The sequence below is a fragment of the Gracilibacillus kekensis genome, from assembly GCF_900143085.1.
In the GTDB taxonomy this organism is placed as follows: domain Bacteria; phylum Bacillota; class Bacilli; order Bacillales; family Amphibacillaceae; genus Gracilibacillus; species Gracilibacillus kekensis.
Genome location: NZ_FRCZ01000005.1, coordinates 204,348 through 218,608 on the forward strand (window position 1 = coordinate 204,348; position 14,261 = coordinate 218,608).

General features: G+C 34.7%; 18 protein-coding genes. 2 read left to right on the forward strand and 16 right to left on the reverse strand.

From position 1 onward, the window contains the following. Positions 1-198: 198 nt before the first annotated feature. Positions 199-1,158, forward strand: coding sequence for an AEC family transporter (locus BUC25_RS13320; protein WP_073202372.1), 960 nt, complete (start codon positions 199-201; stop codon positions 1,156-1,158). A gap of 141 nt (positions 1,159-1,299) precedes the next feature. Here the strand turns inward: BUC25_RS13320 and BUC25_RS13325 are convergent, their stop codons facing one another. The 3 genes from BUC25_RS13325 to BUC25_RS13335 all read right to left on the reverse strand — a co-directional run bounded on the left by BUC25_RS13325 (position 1,300) and on the right by BUC25_RS13335 (position 3,250). Further along, positions 1,300-1,725 (reverse strand): DUF2935 domain-containing protein, encoded by a 426-nt coding sequence (locus BUC25_RS13325; protein ID WP_073202373.1) that lies wholly within the window; start codon positions 1,723-1,725, stop codon positions 1,300-1,302. Between the two features lie 135 nt (positions 1,726-1,860). Further along, positions 1,861-2,376, reverse strand: a complete 516-nt coding sequence (locus BUC25_RS13330; protein ID WP_073202490.1) for a DUF6141 family protein — start codon at positions 2,374-2,376, stop codon at positions 1,861-1,863. A 271-nt stretch (positions 2,377-2,647) separates the two neighbouring features. Next, on the reverse strand, positions 2,648-3,250 hold the full coding sequence (locus BUC25_RS13335; RefSeq protein ID WP_139251837.1) for an NAD(P)H-dependent oxidoreductase: 603 nt from the start codon (positions 3,248-3,250) through the stop codon (positions 2,648-2,650). A 120-nt stretch (positions 3,251-3,370) separates the two neighbouring features. Between BUC25_RS13335 and BUC25_RS13340 the strand changes: the two genes are divergently transcribed. Continuing rightward, positions 3,371-3,799: a MarR family winged helix-turn-helix transcriptional regulator gene (locus BUC25_RS13340; RefSeq protein ID WP_073202375.1), complete on the forward strand. Its 429-nt coding sequence runs from the start codon at positions 3,371-3,373 to the stop codon at positions 3,797-3,799. Between the two features lie 503 nt (positions 3,800-4,302). Here the strand turns inward: BUC25_RS13340 and BUC25_RS13345 are convergent. The 13 genes from BUC25_RS13345 to BUC25_RS13405 all read right to left on the reverse strand — a co-directional run bounded on the left by BUC25_RS13345 (position 4,303) and on the right by BUC25_RS13405 (position 14,258). After that, positions 4,303-5,067, reverse strand: coding sequence for an ABC transporter permease (locus tag BUC25_RS13345; RefSeq protein WP_073202376.1), 765 nt, complete (start codon positions 5,065-5,067; stop codon positions 4,303-4,305). Next, on the reverse strand, positions 5,068-5,829 hold the full coding sequence (locus BUC25_RS13350; RefSeq protein ID WP_170862703.1) for an ABC transporter ATP-binding protein: 762 nt from the start codon (positions 5,827-5,829) through the stop codon (positions 5,068-5,070). It abuts the gene before it with no gap. A gap of 54 nt (positions 5,830-5,883) precedes the next feature. Beyond that, the gene (locus tag BUC25_RS13355) at positions 5,884-6,072 is read right to left on the reverse strand and encodes a cysteine-rich KTR domain-containing protein (RefSeq protein WP_073202377.1); all 189 of its coding nucleotides are present in this window, start codon (positions 6,070-6,072) and stop codon (positions 5,884-5,886) included. Positions 6,073-6,117: 45 nt separating this feature from the next. Beyond that, positions 6,118-6,468 carry a DUF1048 domain-containing protein gene (locus tag BUC25_RS13360; RefSeq protein WP_073202378.1) on the reverse strand — a complete coding sequence of 117 codons (351 nt, stop codon included), beginning with the start codon at positions 6,466-6,468 and terminating at the stop codon, positions 6,118-6,120. Between the two features lie 10 nt (positions 6,469-6,478). Further along, positions 6,479-6,826 carry a DUF1048 domain-containing protein gene (locus tag BUC25_RS13365; protein ID WP_073202379.1) on the reverse strand — a complete coding sequence of 116 codons (348 nt, stop codon included), beginning with the start codon at positions 6,824-6,826 and terminating at the stop codon, positions 6,479-6,481. Then, the gene (locus tag BUC25_RS13370) at positions 6,826-7,149 is read right to left on the reverse strand and encodes a PadR family transcriptional regulator (protein WP_211619582.1); all 324 of its coding nucleotides are present in this window, start codon (positions 7,147-7,149) and stop codon (positions 6,826-6,828) included. The genes BUC25_RS13365 and BUC25_RS13370 overlap by 1 nt, the downstream gene beginning before the upstream one ends. A gap of 218 nt (positions 7,150-7,367) precedes the next feature. Further along, complete coding sequence (gene rlmD / locus BUC25_RS13375) at positions 7,368-8,852, reverse strand: 23S rRNA (uracil(1939)-C(5))-methyltransferase RlmD (RefSeq protein ID WP_073202380.1); 1,485 nt, start codon at positions 8,850-8,852, stop codon at positions 7,368-7,370. A gap of 268 nt (positions 8,853-9,120) precedes the next feature. After that, positions 9,121-9,801, reverse strand: a complete 681-nt coding sequence (locus tag BUC25_RS13380; protein ID WP_073202381.1) for a hypothetical protein — start codon at positions 9,799-9,801, stop codon at positions 9,121-9,123. A 210-nt stretch (positions 9,802-10,011) separates the two neighbouring features. Then, on the reverse strand, positions 10,012-10,506 hold the full coding sequence (locus BUC25_RS13385; RefSeq protein WP_073202382.1) for a fasciclin domain-containing protein: 495 nt from the start codon (positions 10,504-10,506) through the stop codon (positions 10,012-10,014). A 369-nt stretch (positions 10,507-10,875) separates the two neighbouring features. Further along, positions 10,876-11,442: a DUF2812 domain-containing protein gene (locus BUC25_RS13390; RefSeq protein WP_073202383.1), complete on the reverse strand. Its 567-nt coding sequence runs from the start codon at positions 11,440-11,442 to the stop codon at positions 10,876-10,878. After that, the gene (locus tag BUC25_RS13395) at positions 11,429-11,746 is read right to left on the reverse strand and encodes a PadR family transcriptional regulator (RefSeq protein ID WP_073202385.1); all 318 of its coding nucleotides are present in this window, start codon (positions 11,744-11,746) and stop codon (positions 11,429-11,431) included. The genes BUC25_RS13390 and BUC25_RS13395 overlap by 14 nt, the downstream gene beginning before the upstream one ends. Before the next feature lie 248 nt (positions 11,747-11,994). Further along, positions 11,995-13,095 carry an AAA family ATPase gene (locus BUC25_RS13400; protein ID WP_073202386.1) on the reverse strand — a complete coding sequence of 367 codons (1,101 nt, stop codon included), beginning with the start codon at positions 13,093-13,095 and terminating at the stop codon, positions 11,995-11,997. Then, positions 13,095-14,258, reverse strand: a complete 1,164-nt coding sequence (locus BUC25_RS13405) for a coiled-coil domain-containing protein (RefSeq protein WP_073202387.1) — start codon at positions 14,256-14,258, stop codon at positions 13,095-13,097. The genes BUC25_RS13400 and BUC25_RS13405 overlap by 1 nt, the downstream gene beginning before the upstream one ends. Positions 14,259-14,261 lie beyond the last annotated feature (3 nt).

The following is a 14,261-nucleotide window of genomic DNA, read 5'->3' on the forward strand; positions in this document are numbered from 1 at the left end:
AATTTTGATAGATTCAGTATAACATGTAAATTTTAATTATTATGTCGATTATTGGAATTTTTTCATAAAAAAATGGACATTTATTTAAGATTCTATGACACATTTTGGCTAAATAGTGTAATAGAGTAGGCAATTGCCTGAGACAAAGTAATAGAGTATGATTGTGCTAGTAATTGATAAGTTAAGGAGGTTTGATTGATGGCTGAGTTGTTTGGAGTAGTTATTCCGTTATTTGCGATCATTTTGTGTGGTTTTTTAGCTGGACGTTTTTCTTTATTATCATTTGAAAGTACGACGGCATTAAATAATTTTGTTTATTACTTTTCGTTACCTGCATTACTTTTCCTGTCGATTTCAACGGCACCTGTTGAACAATTATTAGATTGGAACTTTATTTTATTAAATATTTGTATCGTTTCCACTATGTTTGTGTTTTCTATGTTCATTTTTCGTTTTGTATTCAAAAAAACATTCCCGGAACTTAGTTTGTATGGGATGATCACTACATATGGCAACACAGGATTTCTAGGAATTCCTCTATTGATCACAGCTTTCGGACAAGCTGCTGCAATTCCAGCTGCCATTATCAATTTTGTCTATGACGTGCTTATTATTTCTTTTATTATCATTTCTATCGAACTAGTAAAATCTAGGAAAAGCCACAAAAAAAATAGTCCAATAAATTTGTTGCAATTAATAGTAAAATCGATATTTTTAAATCCCATTAATGCTTCCTTAATATTAGGTGTATTGGTAGCGTTAACTAGTATTCCTGTCCCTCAGCCAGTCTATGTATTCACTGAAATACTTAGTCCTGCCGCAGGACCAACTGCTCTGTTTGCATTAGGTTTGGGTTTATCAGGTGAACGAAACGTACTAAAAAATAAAAACTATCAATTTTCTGAATTGATGACGTTGGTAGTGTTAAAATTAATTGCGTTACCGCTATTAGCTATATTTTATATTTATTTTGTTATTCAACCTGAGAATGCAATGTGGGCGAAATCTGTGATTCTGCTCTCTGCCGTACCAACTGGCGCATTAGTGTATGTATTTGCCGAAAAATATAATACGATGGCTAAGCAAGTACCTCTCTATATTTTGATCACAACGGTTCTTTCTATTTTCACGATTGCATTTGTATTAATTTTCTTATAATAAAAACTGTAAAGGGTTGAAACTACTCTCTCAATCAATTCATACAAAAAATACTCCACCTTAATTTCTAAGGAAATTTGAAGGTGGAGATTTTATTGGACAGACTACCTCATCATTTGCGAGACACACAAAGTCCGTAGTCTACTGCTGATACAAAATCGTTTGGGCAACGCCGATAAAATACTCAGATTCAACAATAATATGGTTCAAAACAACTTTGGCTGTTGGATTGGTGCTAATAGGTTCACTTTCTTCCATCATTGTACTACAAAAGTTAATAAATTGTTGGCTCTGCTGTAAACAAAAAGTGATAAGCTGGATAATATCTTTGTAGAGTGCCGGAGAAACTTGTCCATTTGAACGATTTACGGTTTCAATATACCTTATAACTCTATGATGTGCATTGGCAAACTCTTTTTCCCATTCCTTTAATTCTTTTACATATTTCTGTTCAAGATTATCTACAAGTTCTCTAATAACAACCGTATGTTCCTCTTCTTGGTGTTTCCAAAATTCCGCTTCATCTAGAACACGTAAAGGCATCTGGTTACCATAATAATACTGCATTAAACAACCCTCCAAAAGTCTTATTCCTTATAAATATATATTCGAAGGTTGTGTAATAAGAACTTTTAATAAGACTTCCATTCGGAAACTTATTATTTATTTTATAGTATTATTTTACTGGTTGAAGTGAGTTTCTTACTGTCTTTTTGTTAATGAATTAATCGCAGTTTTTATTTCTTCTGGCTGACGAGTACCAATCACAACAGTTTGATCTTTTATAACCATTTCTATTGCTTTGTTACCATCCATATTATAAGCCTTTTCCCCATTAATATTTAATCGAATTCCCCAACCACCAAAACGTTTTAAGGGGCTATAAGTGATGGATTCATAATCTTTTATCTCCCTAAACAAAAACTTTTTATAGTGGAGATGGAAAGGCATATATCGAATATATAGCCCATCTTCACGTACTTCTATTATAAGTTTTGTGAAGAATAGCAAAATTATCGGTACAATAATACAAAGAAATAACCAAAGAAAAATTAAAAACACATCAGGAGCTGGTTTAGTACCAACTGGGTTACCTAGAATTATTTGTTCAATAAATGTATACCAGATAGAAAAAATAAACAGAGAAATAAATATCCATAATAGTATTGAGCGTGGTTTTTGAATTTCTTTAAATACAACTTTATATTGCTCATCTATTTTCAACACCCCATTGGATTAACAATCCGTACTGCTTGTTCATGATAAATTACTCCACTATAATAATACCAAAAAATAACAATATAATGTTTATAAATTTAATATGCAGGAACTGGTTAAGTCCCTGCTTTTCTCTTTAAAAAAGTTACATATTCTACATGCATAAAGGTACGAAAGTAGGTTTGTTACGTAAAAATTCTTACTCTATCACGCATTCTCCAACAATCTTTAAAACTTTTGAATTTTCCTTTTGCCAACTAGAAGTTAAATTTTAAGATGTTATGCTATGGTTATTCAATGTTTGAAAATATCTATATACTTTATTCATTTTTTCTTTGTGCTTCCCCTTTGGATTTTCCATATTCCCAAACTCAAAGAATTTTACCTTTTTAATCCCTACATATTGAAATAATGCCTTACGCATTAAAACTTTATGTGCGTTATTCAGCCAAAACATTGGATAAAAGGTCGGCCCCTTCATAACAGAAACACATACGACTGATTTCCCTTTCAACAAACCGACCGGTAACATCTTACCGTTATCTTTGTAGGCAAATCCAGATGCAAACATTTTATCAATATAACCCATTAACATAGCAGGTGGTCTTCCCCACCATATAGGGTAGATAAAAATAATCTTGTCAGCCCATGATAGTTGATTACGATATTTTTCCATATCCGGATCTTTATACATATCTCTTCTTTTCTTTTTCTCTCCAAATTTAAGGACAGGATCAAAATTTTCATCATATAAATCTAATACTTGAACTTGTTGTATATCATGGTTTTCCTCGCATCCTCGAAGTACTTCTTGTAAAAATGCGTAGCTCAAGCTTTGATGATTTGGATGTGTAAAAACAATCAGAACATTCACTATTAAACACCTCATTTGTTATCATTTGATAACTAAATAATACCACCTTTTATATTTAGTTGTCAATTGATAATTGTTTTTTGATAATATATTTGATACTTTGTAATTGAGGTGATTTATATGGATAAGAGTAAGCTTTTCCAGCAGTTTGTTCGATTTACTACATCTGTACATCAAGTGACAAATGATTTGACAAAAGAAATTAATATTGAAAATATAACTACCGTTCAATACAAAATATTAGAGTTCATTACAGTTAGCCAACCGGTAACGCTTAGTGAAATCAGTGAATGCTTGCATTTATCTTTACCTAATTCCAGCCGTGAGCTAAAAAAATTAATTCAAAGCCAGCTATGCGAAAAGATTGTTGATTCGGATGATCGTCGCAAATTTGACATTCTCCTAACCGAAAAGGGAACAGAGCTAATGGATAACGTTTTTCATCAGCTTGAATTAAAATTTCAAGAGCAAATTAACCATTTAACAGAGTCCGAACTACAAGAAATTGAAGAGGCAATGAAAATTTTACAAACTAAATTTTTTGCATAGGGGGTAATGGAAAGGACCAATATGAAACAATTAATCGTCTATATGTTAATTTTGAAAAGTTAAAATATAACCCATATTTCAATAAGGAATTATTCAAGTAACAGTTTTTCTATCACCCTTTATATGGCAAAGATCTGTAATAGTTCGTGATAATTGGGACATACACCGAAGGCTGTCTAATAAAATCGGTGCCTGTCTCTCCTCGAATATTATTGATAATTGGCGAATGAATATTAAGGTGAAAATCGATATAATCCGCCAAACCATTAGTCCGAGGGAATATAAAACACACTTCAATTTTTAGTTGAAACCCTTTAAACCTATTGCCACCAAGTTATTTTAACTCTATCATCGCAACTGTCTCGACATGTTTTTTGATAGAATGATGATATCGAAACAGATAATTTTTATTTTGCTGAAAGATGCGCTCCCCGGAGCAAAGTATGGAACAGTTGGCGAATTTAACCCTATAAGTGAGTAATTTTACTTAGTATAAAGGCAGGTTATAATTTCTTATAAATCCTGATAGCAAATATATACGCGACAACTATTATTGCTATACACCAAGTCAAAGCAATCCATATTTCATTTCCTACAGGCTGGTTTGATAACAAATTGCGAATAGCTTCCACGATGGGAGTTACAGGTTGATTTTCTGCAAAAGCACGTACTACTGAAGGCATAGTATCTGTTGGTACAAAAGCAGAACTGATAAATGGTAAGAAGATGATTGGATAAGAAAATGCCCCTGCACCATCTGGTGTTTTAGCTGAAAGCCCTGCAATTACAGCTATCCAAGTCAATGCCAGTATAAAGATCCCGAGTATTCCAAATACCGCTAACCATTCTAAAATTCCTGCTGAAGAACGAAAACCAATTAATAGTGCAACTAATATAATCACTACTACAGAAATAACATTTGAAATTAATGAAGTTAATACGTGTCCCCATAATATTGTAGAACGAGCAATAGGCATTGAGTGAAAACGTTCAAAAATTCCACGTTGTTTATCTAGAAACAAACGGTATGCAACATATGCAATCCCACTACCAATTGTCATTAACATTACACCTGGTAGCAGATAATCTATATAATTTTCTGTACCTGTTTCGATCGCACCACCGAATACATAAACGAATAATAACATCATCGCAATCGGTGTAATACATACTGTCACAATTGTATCCATACTTCTAAAAATATGACGCATAGACCTTCCAAACATAACACTCATATCTTTGAAAAAATATTTATTGATAGATTCCATTTATTTCTCCTCCTTATCATCAATGATTGCCAGGAATATTTCTTCTAATGTAAGCTGTTTCTCGACATATTCAACTTTTGCAGGTGGAAATAATTTTTTCAAACCCTCTAGTGTATCTTGAGCAATGATTTTACCATCATGAAGAATAGCGATTTTATCAGCTAGCTGTTCCGCTTCCTCTAAATATTGAGTCGTTAGAAATATTGTCGTTCCTGCAGCTGATAACTCTTGTATAATCTTCCAAACCTCTAAACGTGCTTCTGGATCAAGTCCTGTTGTTGGCTCATCTAGAAAAATAATTTCTGGATTTCCCACAAGACTCATTGCAATATCAATTCTTCTTTTCATACCGCCAGAGTAAGTACCTACTCTTCGATCTGCAGCCTCTGACATACTAAACCGATTAATTAGCTCATCTGCTACTTGATTTGGGTTTCTAAGATGTCTAAGCTTTGCTATCATTTGGAGATTTTCACGTCCAGTCAATATTTCATCAATAGCAGCAAACTGACCAGTAAGACTAATAGAATTTCTAATCTCCGCTGGATTTTTTTCAATCTTAAAACCATTGATTACAACACTTCCAGCATCTCGTTCAAGTAAAGTCGCCATGATTCTAATCATCGTTGTTTTTCCAGCTCCATTTGAACCTAGTAATGCAAAAATTTTTCCCTTCTCTACTTCAACATTCACTCCTTTGAGTACTTCTACATCTTTGTAAGATTTTCTTAGCTTTTCAATTTGTATGACATTTTCTATCATTTTCATTTCCTCCCTCAAAAAAATAAGAGCCGACAACTGTAATGTAACTCACAGTTATCGGCTCTGCGTCTTAGCGTCTGGCTCTTTAATAATTGATATATTCAGTTGTTTTACATTGATAATTGTTTCCTGTTTACACTTGGGACAAAATATTGGAAAGTTTTCAAGTACCGTATCAGCACCTATCTTGACCCGTGTTTTGTTACTGCAGATCGGGCATAATATCCACTCGTATTTACTCACTATGCACTCCCCTTTTTAGTGATTATTTGGTGACCACCATCACCTTTACTTTCTTCTATTTATAACTTTTTTCATGGCCTTGTTAACTTCCTGGTTAGCAGACTCCTGATAGATGTCAGCGTAAGTTTTGGAATCTTTAATTAAATCATCACAAAAAGCAGCTACATCCCTTCCCGTCACTTCGAGCACGTCTTTTCCCAAACCGGCACCTTCTTCAAAGAGATCAACGATCCCCGAGAGTAAACCCGTCCCGTTAGTCAACTCAACAGGGCCTACCTTAAAGAGATATTTTTGAATCTCTTTATATACAATCTGATAATCATTTGGGAGTGCTTTGAGACGCTTCACATGCGCTCGCCATTCTTTTTTCCCTTCGATAATATCTTTTATGCTCATATTCATCCTCCTATTTGCCTAATTTTTTTGCGATATTATTGTTTAGTTGCTCGCGCCACTTGTCTCTTATTGATTTTGCACCTTCTTCGCCTGTCAAAGCTGAACAGAATTCTTTAATATCGTCACCTAAAGTTTCTTGAATACTTTGTCCTTCCGCTGCTGATTCTTCGAGTAGACCTAGCACACCATCAAGAATTGGCATGAGGTTACGTCCGGTAAAATCTGAATTGGCCCAAATATTGGTGTTAATTTCTTCCCAGGCCACATAATAATCAGCAGGCAGCTTTTGGGCTCGTAATTCGAAACTTTTCATCTCTTTAGTCATTTCGCTTCCAGTGATCTTTTTCCAAAAATTCATTATTTTCTCTCCCTTAACTCGTTAATTTTCGAATCAATAAATTCCCACTTTTCCCAGAATATCCGCAACTCCTCACGCCCTGCGTCGTTGAGCATGAAAAACTTTCGCGGTGGTCCCTTATCAGATGGCTTTTTCGTAATCTCCACCAATTTATTTTTCTCAAGCCGGACCAAGATAGTATAAACTGTTCCGTCCACAACTTCTGTAAAACCGAGATCATTGAGGTGTCTCGTAATTTCATAGCCGTACGTTTCCTTACGGCTTATAATTTCAAGGACACAGCCCTCAAGCACACCTTTAAGCATTTCCGTTAGATTTACCAGAGCAATCACCTCTCCCTATTCTGTATGACTGGTAACAAGTATCACTTAATACTACTATATAGTATCACGAGGTAGTTGTAGTGTCAATAAGATATATAGTTATTTATTCAGAAAAGATGAATTTTCTAAATAAAAAACTCCCCCAAACTAATCAGTCCGAGGGAACATACAACACACTTCTATTTTTAGCTAAAAACAATAAATATATTGATACTAACCTATTTTAAATCTATCAACGCTACGCACTCAACGTGTACAGTCTGTGGAAACATATCCACTGGCTGCAACCCTTTTACATCATAACCATTCTGTACTAAATATTTTAAATCGCGTACCTGTGTCACCGGATTGCAGGATACATAAACGATACGCTTTGGTTTAAGCTTCACAACGCTAGACAAGAACGCTTCATCACTCCCGCTTCGTGGTGGATCCATAATGACTACATCCGCTTTCTCACCACGCGCTGCCATCTCCATCATGAATTCACCAGAGTCTCCCTGGTGGAAACGCGCATTCTTCACTCCGTTGCGCTTTGAATTGCGGATTGCGTCTCGAACAGCATCCTTATTCAACTCTACGCCAATGACTTTACCAGCCTTCTGACTTGCTATCAGACCAATGGTACCGATCCCGCAGTACGCATCGATTACGGTTTCTCTTCCAGTTAACTGAGCCATTTCAATCGCTTTTGCATATAGCTTTTCTGTCTGGACCGGATTAATCTGATAAAAGGATTTAGCGGAAATTTCAAACTTCATTCCACAAAGGGTATCTGTTATCGTTCCTTTACCAAACAACACTTTCTCTTGATCCCCTAAAACCATGCTTGTCTTCCGGTTATTCACGTTCATAAGGATAGTCGTAATCTCCGGGTGAGCCTTCCTTAGAGCTTTTACAAAATTATTACTACCTTTAAAAATAGTTGATGCTACAACCAACACTACCATAATCTCACCACTTACCTTGCCCACCTTCACCAATACATGGCGCAGGAAACCTCGTCCAGTGTCTTCATTATACGGCTGTATTTTAAACGACTTCATCATGTCCTTAATCGTATTCCAAATCTCATCTGCTTTTGGATCGTGAATCAGACACCGATCCATTGAGATAAGCTGATGACTATTTTGTGCGTATAAACCACCAATAATCTGTCGGTCCTTATTCAAACCGAATGTGATATGGCTTTTGTTCCGATAATCATATGGGTTGTCCATCGTTAAAATGGGTTCCGGTTTACCGAATGGCTTCATCAGTTGATCGATTGTGTCCTGCTTGAAACGTTCCTGAGCCTGGTTGTTCATATGCTGCAGCTGACATCCACCACATTCATAGTAATAGACGCATGGTGGCTTTGTTCGGTCATCCGACGTTTTAATGATCCGCTTCACTTTTGAATGCACATGTTGACCGTTGGTAGATACAGTAATTTCAGCAATTTCACCTGGCAAAAGATGCTCAACTTCCAGCTGTTTTCCTTTCCATTGAACGATGCCTTTCCCTTCTTGAGTCAGACTGGAACAAGTCACCTCTGCTGTTACAGATTGCTTATTACCATGACGCTTATTAGTTTTTGTGGGCTTACCTTGGGATTTTTCGTTCTTTTTAGTAGTCTGTCCGGAGCGCTTTTCTCCATATGTTTTATTTGAATGATTGTGTTTATTTCCGGGCTTATTTCGATTCTTTTTGTTTTTATTCATAGACTCTTCCTATCTCTTATTCTTTAATTTCTCATTATATACTATCTCATAGCAGTAGTAAAACTAACGAAAACAAATAGACTGAAGGGAGAGCCCTGCTACTTTCTAATAATCATGTGATACGACTATTCAACAAACAAGATATTCTCGATTACCAAGGGCCTAAACCCCTAACTCCGATAAAGCACTGCAAGCAATTTTTTTACATAAATTTCTCCATCTTGTTAATTAAAGATCAAAGGAAACGCACCTTTCTTTATCTTAATATCTATTCATTTTTGATATGTGTCCGGTACTCTTTCACAATATTTTTTTCAAAATGGATTTTAGTTAACGCTAATGTAAAAAGCAAAAATAACTCGAATCCATTTGTTACAGCACCGCTTGGCAAGAAAGACGACAAAGCACTACCGACTCCCATGATAACTGTTCCAATCAACATCCATTTCCACTTTGTTTTCCTATATACAATAAAGCCTCCAATTAACAGCACACAAGTAACTCCTATGATCATATATGGCGGATGATTAGTTGAAGAAGTTGATATGTATTGAAGAACACCGTTATCCCATATTGGTTTTAACTCTAACTGAAGAACCATCAGAATTTCAATCACACTAAGCATTATTGCTACAATGACTGAAAGCCATTTTACGATATTGTGTTTCATCCAACTTACTTCTGCTAATTTTAAGATGCCATAACTAAATAGTACTAAAGTTGGTGTAACTAAGGCGTGTATCCAGTAGCGCCCTAAATTTAATATTTCCAGTAACTCACCTGTACCAACAAATCTCCCAACCGCTAGGATCAAGTTGTCATATAATAAACCAATAATGATAAGATAGAGAAAACTTCGATACGTTAACTCTTTCTGTGATGACTTAAAAGTCCAGATCATTAGTATCATATAAGCAAATACAAAAAATGTGTAAAAAAAAGTATCCATAATAACGCCTCCTATGTAACAGGTGCGAATCAACTAAGATAAGAAATCACGGAGAATTTGCAACCCGATGATGACTATCAAAGGGCATAAGAGTGACTATATCTTTAAAGTCAACTAATTTCTAAGATCAAAGCTAGATAATCGTGAGTTTTCATTTCTTTACAAAATAAGACTGAATCATAGATGATCCAGTCTTATCCGACAACTTTTTTAAGGTAACAACACTTTATCAATAACATGAATGACACCATTAGACGTTTCTAAATCAGCTTTAACAACATTTGAATTATTGACCATTACAGGATCTAATGATATTTCCACTTTTTTATCTGCAAGCGTTTTGACCTTCATTCCATCCTGTAAATCTCCAGACATCACTTTTTCTGGTACCACATGATACAGGAGAATGTTCTTCAAATCATCCCTTGCTAATAGCTCTTCAGTAGTTATGTCTAGTTCCTTGAGCAGCAATTCAAATGCTTCATCTGTCGGTGCAAATACTGTAAAGGGCCCTTCTCCTTTTAATGTATCAACCAAACCAGCTTTTTCTAATGCTGCAATCAATGTATTGAAGTTACCTGCTTCTTTTGCAACATCGACAATATTTTTTTCAGTTTCAGCATTCTCCGAAGCAAATACACCACTTTCAAATGAGAGAAACAACATAACAGCAAAAAGAATTAACGTTAATTTTTTCTTTAACATAAGTAAATTCCACCTTTTTTCATCTTTATAAAGCTTCAATACATTATTACTACTAAATTCTGCAAACCTAAAATTCCACCCCCAACTATTAAAGATCTAAGTGTAGTATTCTAATAATCGATATATTTATCCTAATTTCAACCAAAAACACTGTATTTTATGCTGTTTCAAAATAACTTTAAAGTTAGGTAGTCCGATAGACAGGGATACTCAAACCAATAAAAAAGGTACCTTATATTTTTATATAGGGTACCTTACGAATTCATTAATTATAGAAAACTTGAGATTGATTATGGTACAGTATGATCTTGGTCTTATGTCTGAGTACGAGTCATTGCAATTACCTCACTTAGCTTAAACCCTTCCTGCTTATTGTGATTTTAACACGGAATACTTTTGATAAGCTTTATAGTAACTCCTACTAAAAAGAACTACCATAAGTACAGGGAGTAATTTTAAGAGAACAAATGGCGTTTCAAATACTAATGCTTTCCAAAATAATGACCCTTCCATACGCCATAGCCCATCATGGTATAATAATGAATTATTAAACAGCATAAAAGAGTACGCCAAACAGAACGATCCCAACAAAAGGGAATAACCCATCAATCTTTTATAATAATTACTTTTTGATTGATTATCTGAGAAAATTTCATTTTGGTCACTATCTTTCTTTTGCCAATACCGTATTCCACCAAGCCAGGAACCTGTTATATAACTCCAACCAAAATCCTCATATATCTCTTTATATTCCACAAACTTTTGCTTTGGGAAATAATCTCGACAATCTAGCCGAATCACATATCTCTTATCCGTTTTTTCGAAACTGTATATTCCTAATTTACTAATATTTGTGCAACGGTAACCTCTCTGTAATTGCTCGTTCAGCCATTGTTCTTCTTTTTCAATATTAAAAAATACTTTAAACCTCTTCATTTAATTCACTTCCTTCATATAAAGATAAAATATGGGTTAATCTTTCTTGTTCCATTTTCAAAATGGCGCTTCCTTCTGTTGTAATCTTATATATTTTTCTTCGACCAGAATGTCCAACAGGTTCGATCCAACCATGTTTGTTCAAGTTTTCAATCGCACCATATAATGTACCAGCAGCTAAAATCACGCTGCCCTTACTTATTTCTTCTATTTTCTGCATTACAGCATAGCCGTGGAGTGGTTCACGTAACGCTAATAAAATATAATGCATCGTTTCAGACAACGGCAATAATTTGTGTTTCATATTTTCACCCTCTATTCAGTTTGACTGTATATTTCAACTTAATAACTAGAGTAATACAGTTCAACTGAATAGTCAACATTTTTTTTGAATTCATTATAAGAACCTAAAAAAGCCGATTTCCTACTAAAGGAAAGCGACTTTTTATGATGTACTCTTATGTTTTTGATTAAAGGGTACAGACCTATCCACGGACAATTGTCTATACGGATTGCCTGACACCATATTACTTCGATAATATTAAACTTCCGTTAATCATTTTGAGGGACATCTTCATTAGTAATTAACATCAGCGATTCTTTAGGTATATGTTCCTTCAATTTTGACAATCTCTTCGACTGATTCAGTGTTATAGTATCGAATAGGTTTCTAACAAGACGACCATTTGAAAAGTATTCCTCTTTTTCATTCAATTTCTTTTGCAACAAATCACGAACCGCTTCAGTAGCCTTATCTTCAGCAACATAGTCATTTCGATTGCAGATGTAATGAAATATTCGAACAAGTTCATCGAGTGAATAATCATTAAATGAAATAAAAGTATTAAATCGTGAATTTAAACCTGGATTAGATTCAAAAAACTGATCCATTAAACTTGTATATCCAGCTACGATTACAACTAGGTCATCGCGATAATCTTCGAGAGCCTTTGTTAGCTCAGTAAGACTCTCTCTGCCATAACTGTCACTCTGATCATTCTCTGTTATGCTATACGCTTCATCAATAAATAGAACTCCACCTTTGGCACGATTTATTAACCTTTTTACCTTGATCGCTGTTTGCCCTTGATACTCAGCAATTAAATCCGTCCTACTCGCTTCAATAAAGTGTCCTTTACTTAGTAATCCAATAGCTTTATACATTCTCCCAACAATACGCGCCACAGTAGTTTTAGCTGTTCCAGGATTGCCTAGAAATGCCATGTGCAACGTTTTGTCAGACTTTTTTAATCCGTTTTCTACTCGCAATTGTTGTATTTGATTATAGACAATCAAATCTCGGACTTGCTGCTTCACATTTTCGAGACCAACTAGTTCGTCTAATTGATTAAGCAGCTCATCTAATGAAACATTTGATGACTCTTTCAGTTCCTGAAAAAGTCCATCAACTTTTGAGGATCCTAAATATTTATATAATATCTCAATAATTTTTTCCTGCTTTTTCTCCATTCCAGGCAGGGATTGTTTCTTAGTTAAGATACCCAGGTTTTTGATCAGCTCTAAAATGGCTTTATCCATTTGTCCGTCAGTTATTTCCTGAACTAATTTTTCAAACTCTGATGCTTTACCTAAAGAAACATCTATCTGCTTAGCTTCTTTAATCAGCTGTTGTTTATAATGCTCTGAAATCATCATAGTACCCCACTTATTATCAAAATCACCAGCGTGCAGATGATAGCAATACTAGAAAATGCAATAACCTGAGTAGTCTTCAACACTTTTGATAAACTTCCTGTCAATAGACTAAGCTCTGTAATCTCATTGTTCGCCTTAGCTAATTCAGTTTCAAAATAGGAAGTCATATTTTCTGCTTGTTGCTCAATTTCAACGTTGATTTCCTTAATTGTATTTTCAAAATTTGTCTTGTTTTCTCTGACTTCGTTAGTTGTCGAGGTGAGTTTGACAACAAAATCAGCATTGTGATGATCGACTTTTTCAGATAAGGTTTGGATATCAAATTGAAATAGTCGCTTTAGATCACCGAGTTTCTCTCCATGATTAGCAACTTCTTTATTGAGAGCTTCTATATTTGTTTTGTTTTCTTTACTTATCGCTTCGATTGTAGATATGTTATCATTTTGATGGGAAATCAGCTGTTCCACTTTTTTAACTTGTTTTAAATGAGCGTCTTTTAGCTGATTCAAATCATCTTGAAAAACGGACTGCGAAGCTAATAATGATTTTATTTCATCCGTCAGTTTAGCTACTGTCCGTTCTTGAGATTCAACCTCCGTTTCGATTACTTTCACCTTACTTTGCATGGTAGAATAGACGGCATAAATTTTATCTACATCACCCAGGTGTTCGATCTTCTCGACCTTATCTTTAAAGTTTTTCAAAACCTGAATAACCTGTTTTTGTTGATTAATGATGTGTTTGATCTCGGTTTGATTCTCCTGAACACCTTCAATTCCCTTTAACGCTTTTGCATTAGCTTCTTCAGCTGCTTTCAGTGAGACTAAAATGCCTTGAATGTACTCTTTATCTAATGCTGAAAACGTATCATAAATAGTATTAAACTCCTGAATTGTTCTCACCAGAACTTTATTCTGTTCAATCATTTTATTCTGAATACTATCCGTTAGTCTATTTAAATCACTACCCGTCACATCATAATTAAATAACCCAAATAAGCCCCCGGTAATGGGTACGCTAGGCAACTCAGCTTCTTTAGGTAATTTCTTACTAAAAGCTTTTAATTCATTTTTCTTTTTATTGAAACCATTATTTCTAGTAGACACAATTACTGTCTGTTCATTGTCTGTGTTGTGCTCTCTCGTCTGTATATTTGTCATTTT

What these genes read in the sequence shown, in the direction of transcription:
- rlmD (WP_073202380.1), bottom strand. Translation starts at nt 8,852, where the DNA reads ATGAATAAAAACAAAAAGAATCGAAATAAGCCCGGAAATAAACACAAT.
- BUC25_RS13340 (WP_073202375.1), top strand. Translation starts at nt 3,371, where the DNA reads ATGGATAAGAGTAAGCTTTTCCAGCAGTTTGTTCGATTTACTACATCT.
- BUC25_RS13405 (WP_073202387.1), bottom strand. Translation starts at nt 14,258, where the DNA reads ATGACAAATATACAGACGAGAGAGCACAACACAGACAATGAACAGACA.
- BUC25_RS13400 (WP_073202386.1), bottom strand. Translation starts at nt 13,095, where the DNA reads ATGATTTCAGAGCATTATAAACAACAGCTGATTAAAGAAGCTAAGCAG.
- BUC25_RS13345 (WP_073202376.1), bottom strand. Translation starts at nt 5,067, where the DNA reads ATGGAATCTATCAATAAATATTTTTTCAAAGATATGAGTGTTATGTTT.
- BUC25_RS13325 (WP_073202373.1), bottom strand. Translation starts at nt 1,725, where the DNA reads ATGCAGTATTATTATGGTAACCAGATGCCTTTACGTGTTCTAGATGAA.
- BUC25_RS13365 (WP_073202379.1), bottom strand. Translation starts at nt 6,826, where the DNA reads ATGAATTTTTGGAAAAAGATCACTGGAAGCGAAATGACTAAAGAGATG.
- BUC25_RS13385 (WP_073202382.1), bottom strand. Translation starts at nt 10,506, where the DNA reads ATGTTAAAGAAAAAATTAACGTTAATTCTTTTTGCTGTTATGTTGTTT.
- BUC25_RS13395 (WP_073202385.1), bottom strand. Translation starts at nt 11,746, where the DNA reads ATGAAACACAAATTATTGCCGTTGTCTGAAACGATGCATTATATTTTA.
- BUC25_RS13320 (WP_073202372.1), top strand. Translation starts at nt 199, where the DNA reads ATGGCTGAGTTGTTTGGAGTAGTTATTCCGTTATTTGCGATCATTTTG.
- BUC25_RS13380 (WP_073202381.1), bottom strand. Translation starts at nt 9,801, where the DNA reads ATGGATACTTTTTTTTACACATTTTTTGTATTTGCTTATATGATACTA.
- BUC25_RS13390 (WP_073202383.1), bottom strand. Translation starts at nt 11,442, where the DNA reads ATGAAGAGGTTTAAAGTATTTTTTAATATTGAAAAAGAAGAACAATGG.
- BUC25_RS13350 (WP_170862703.1), bottom strand. Translation starts at nt 5,829, where the DNA reads ATGATAGAAAATGTCATACAAATTGAAAAGCTAAGAAAATCTTACAAA.
- BUC25_RS13360 (WP_073202378.1), bottom strand. Translation starts at nt 6,468, where the DNA reads ATGAGCATAAAAGATATTATCGAAGGGAAAAAAGAATGGCGAGCGCAT.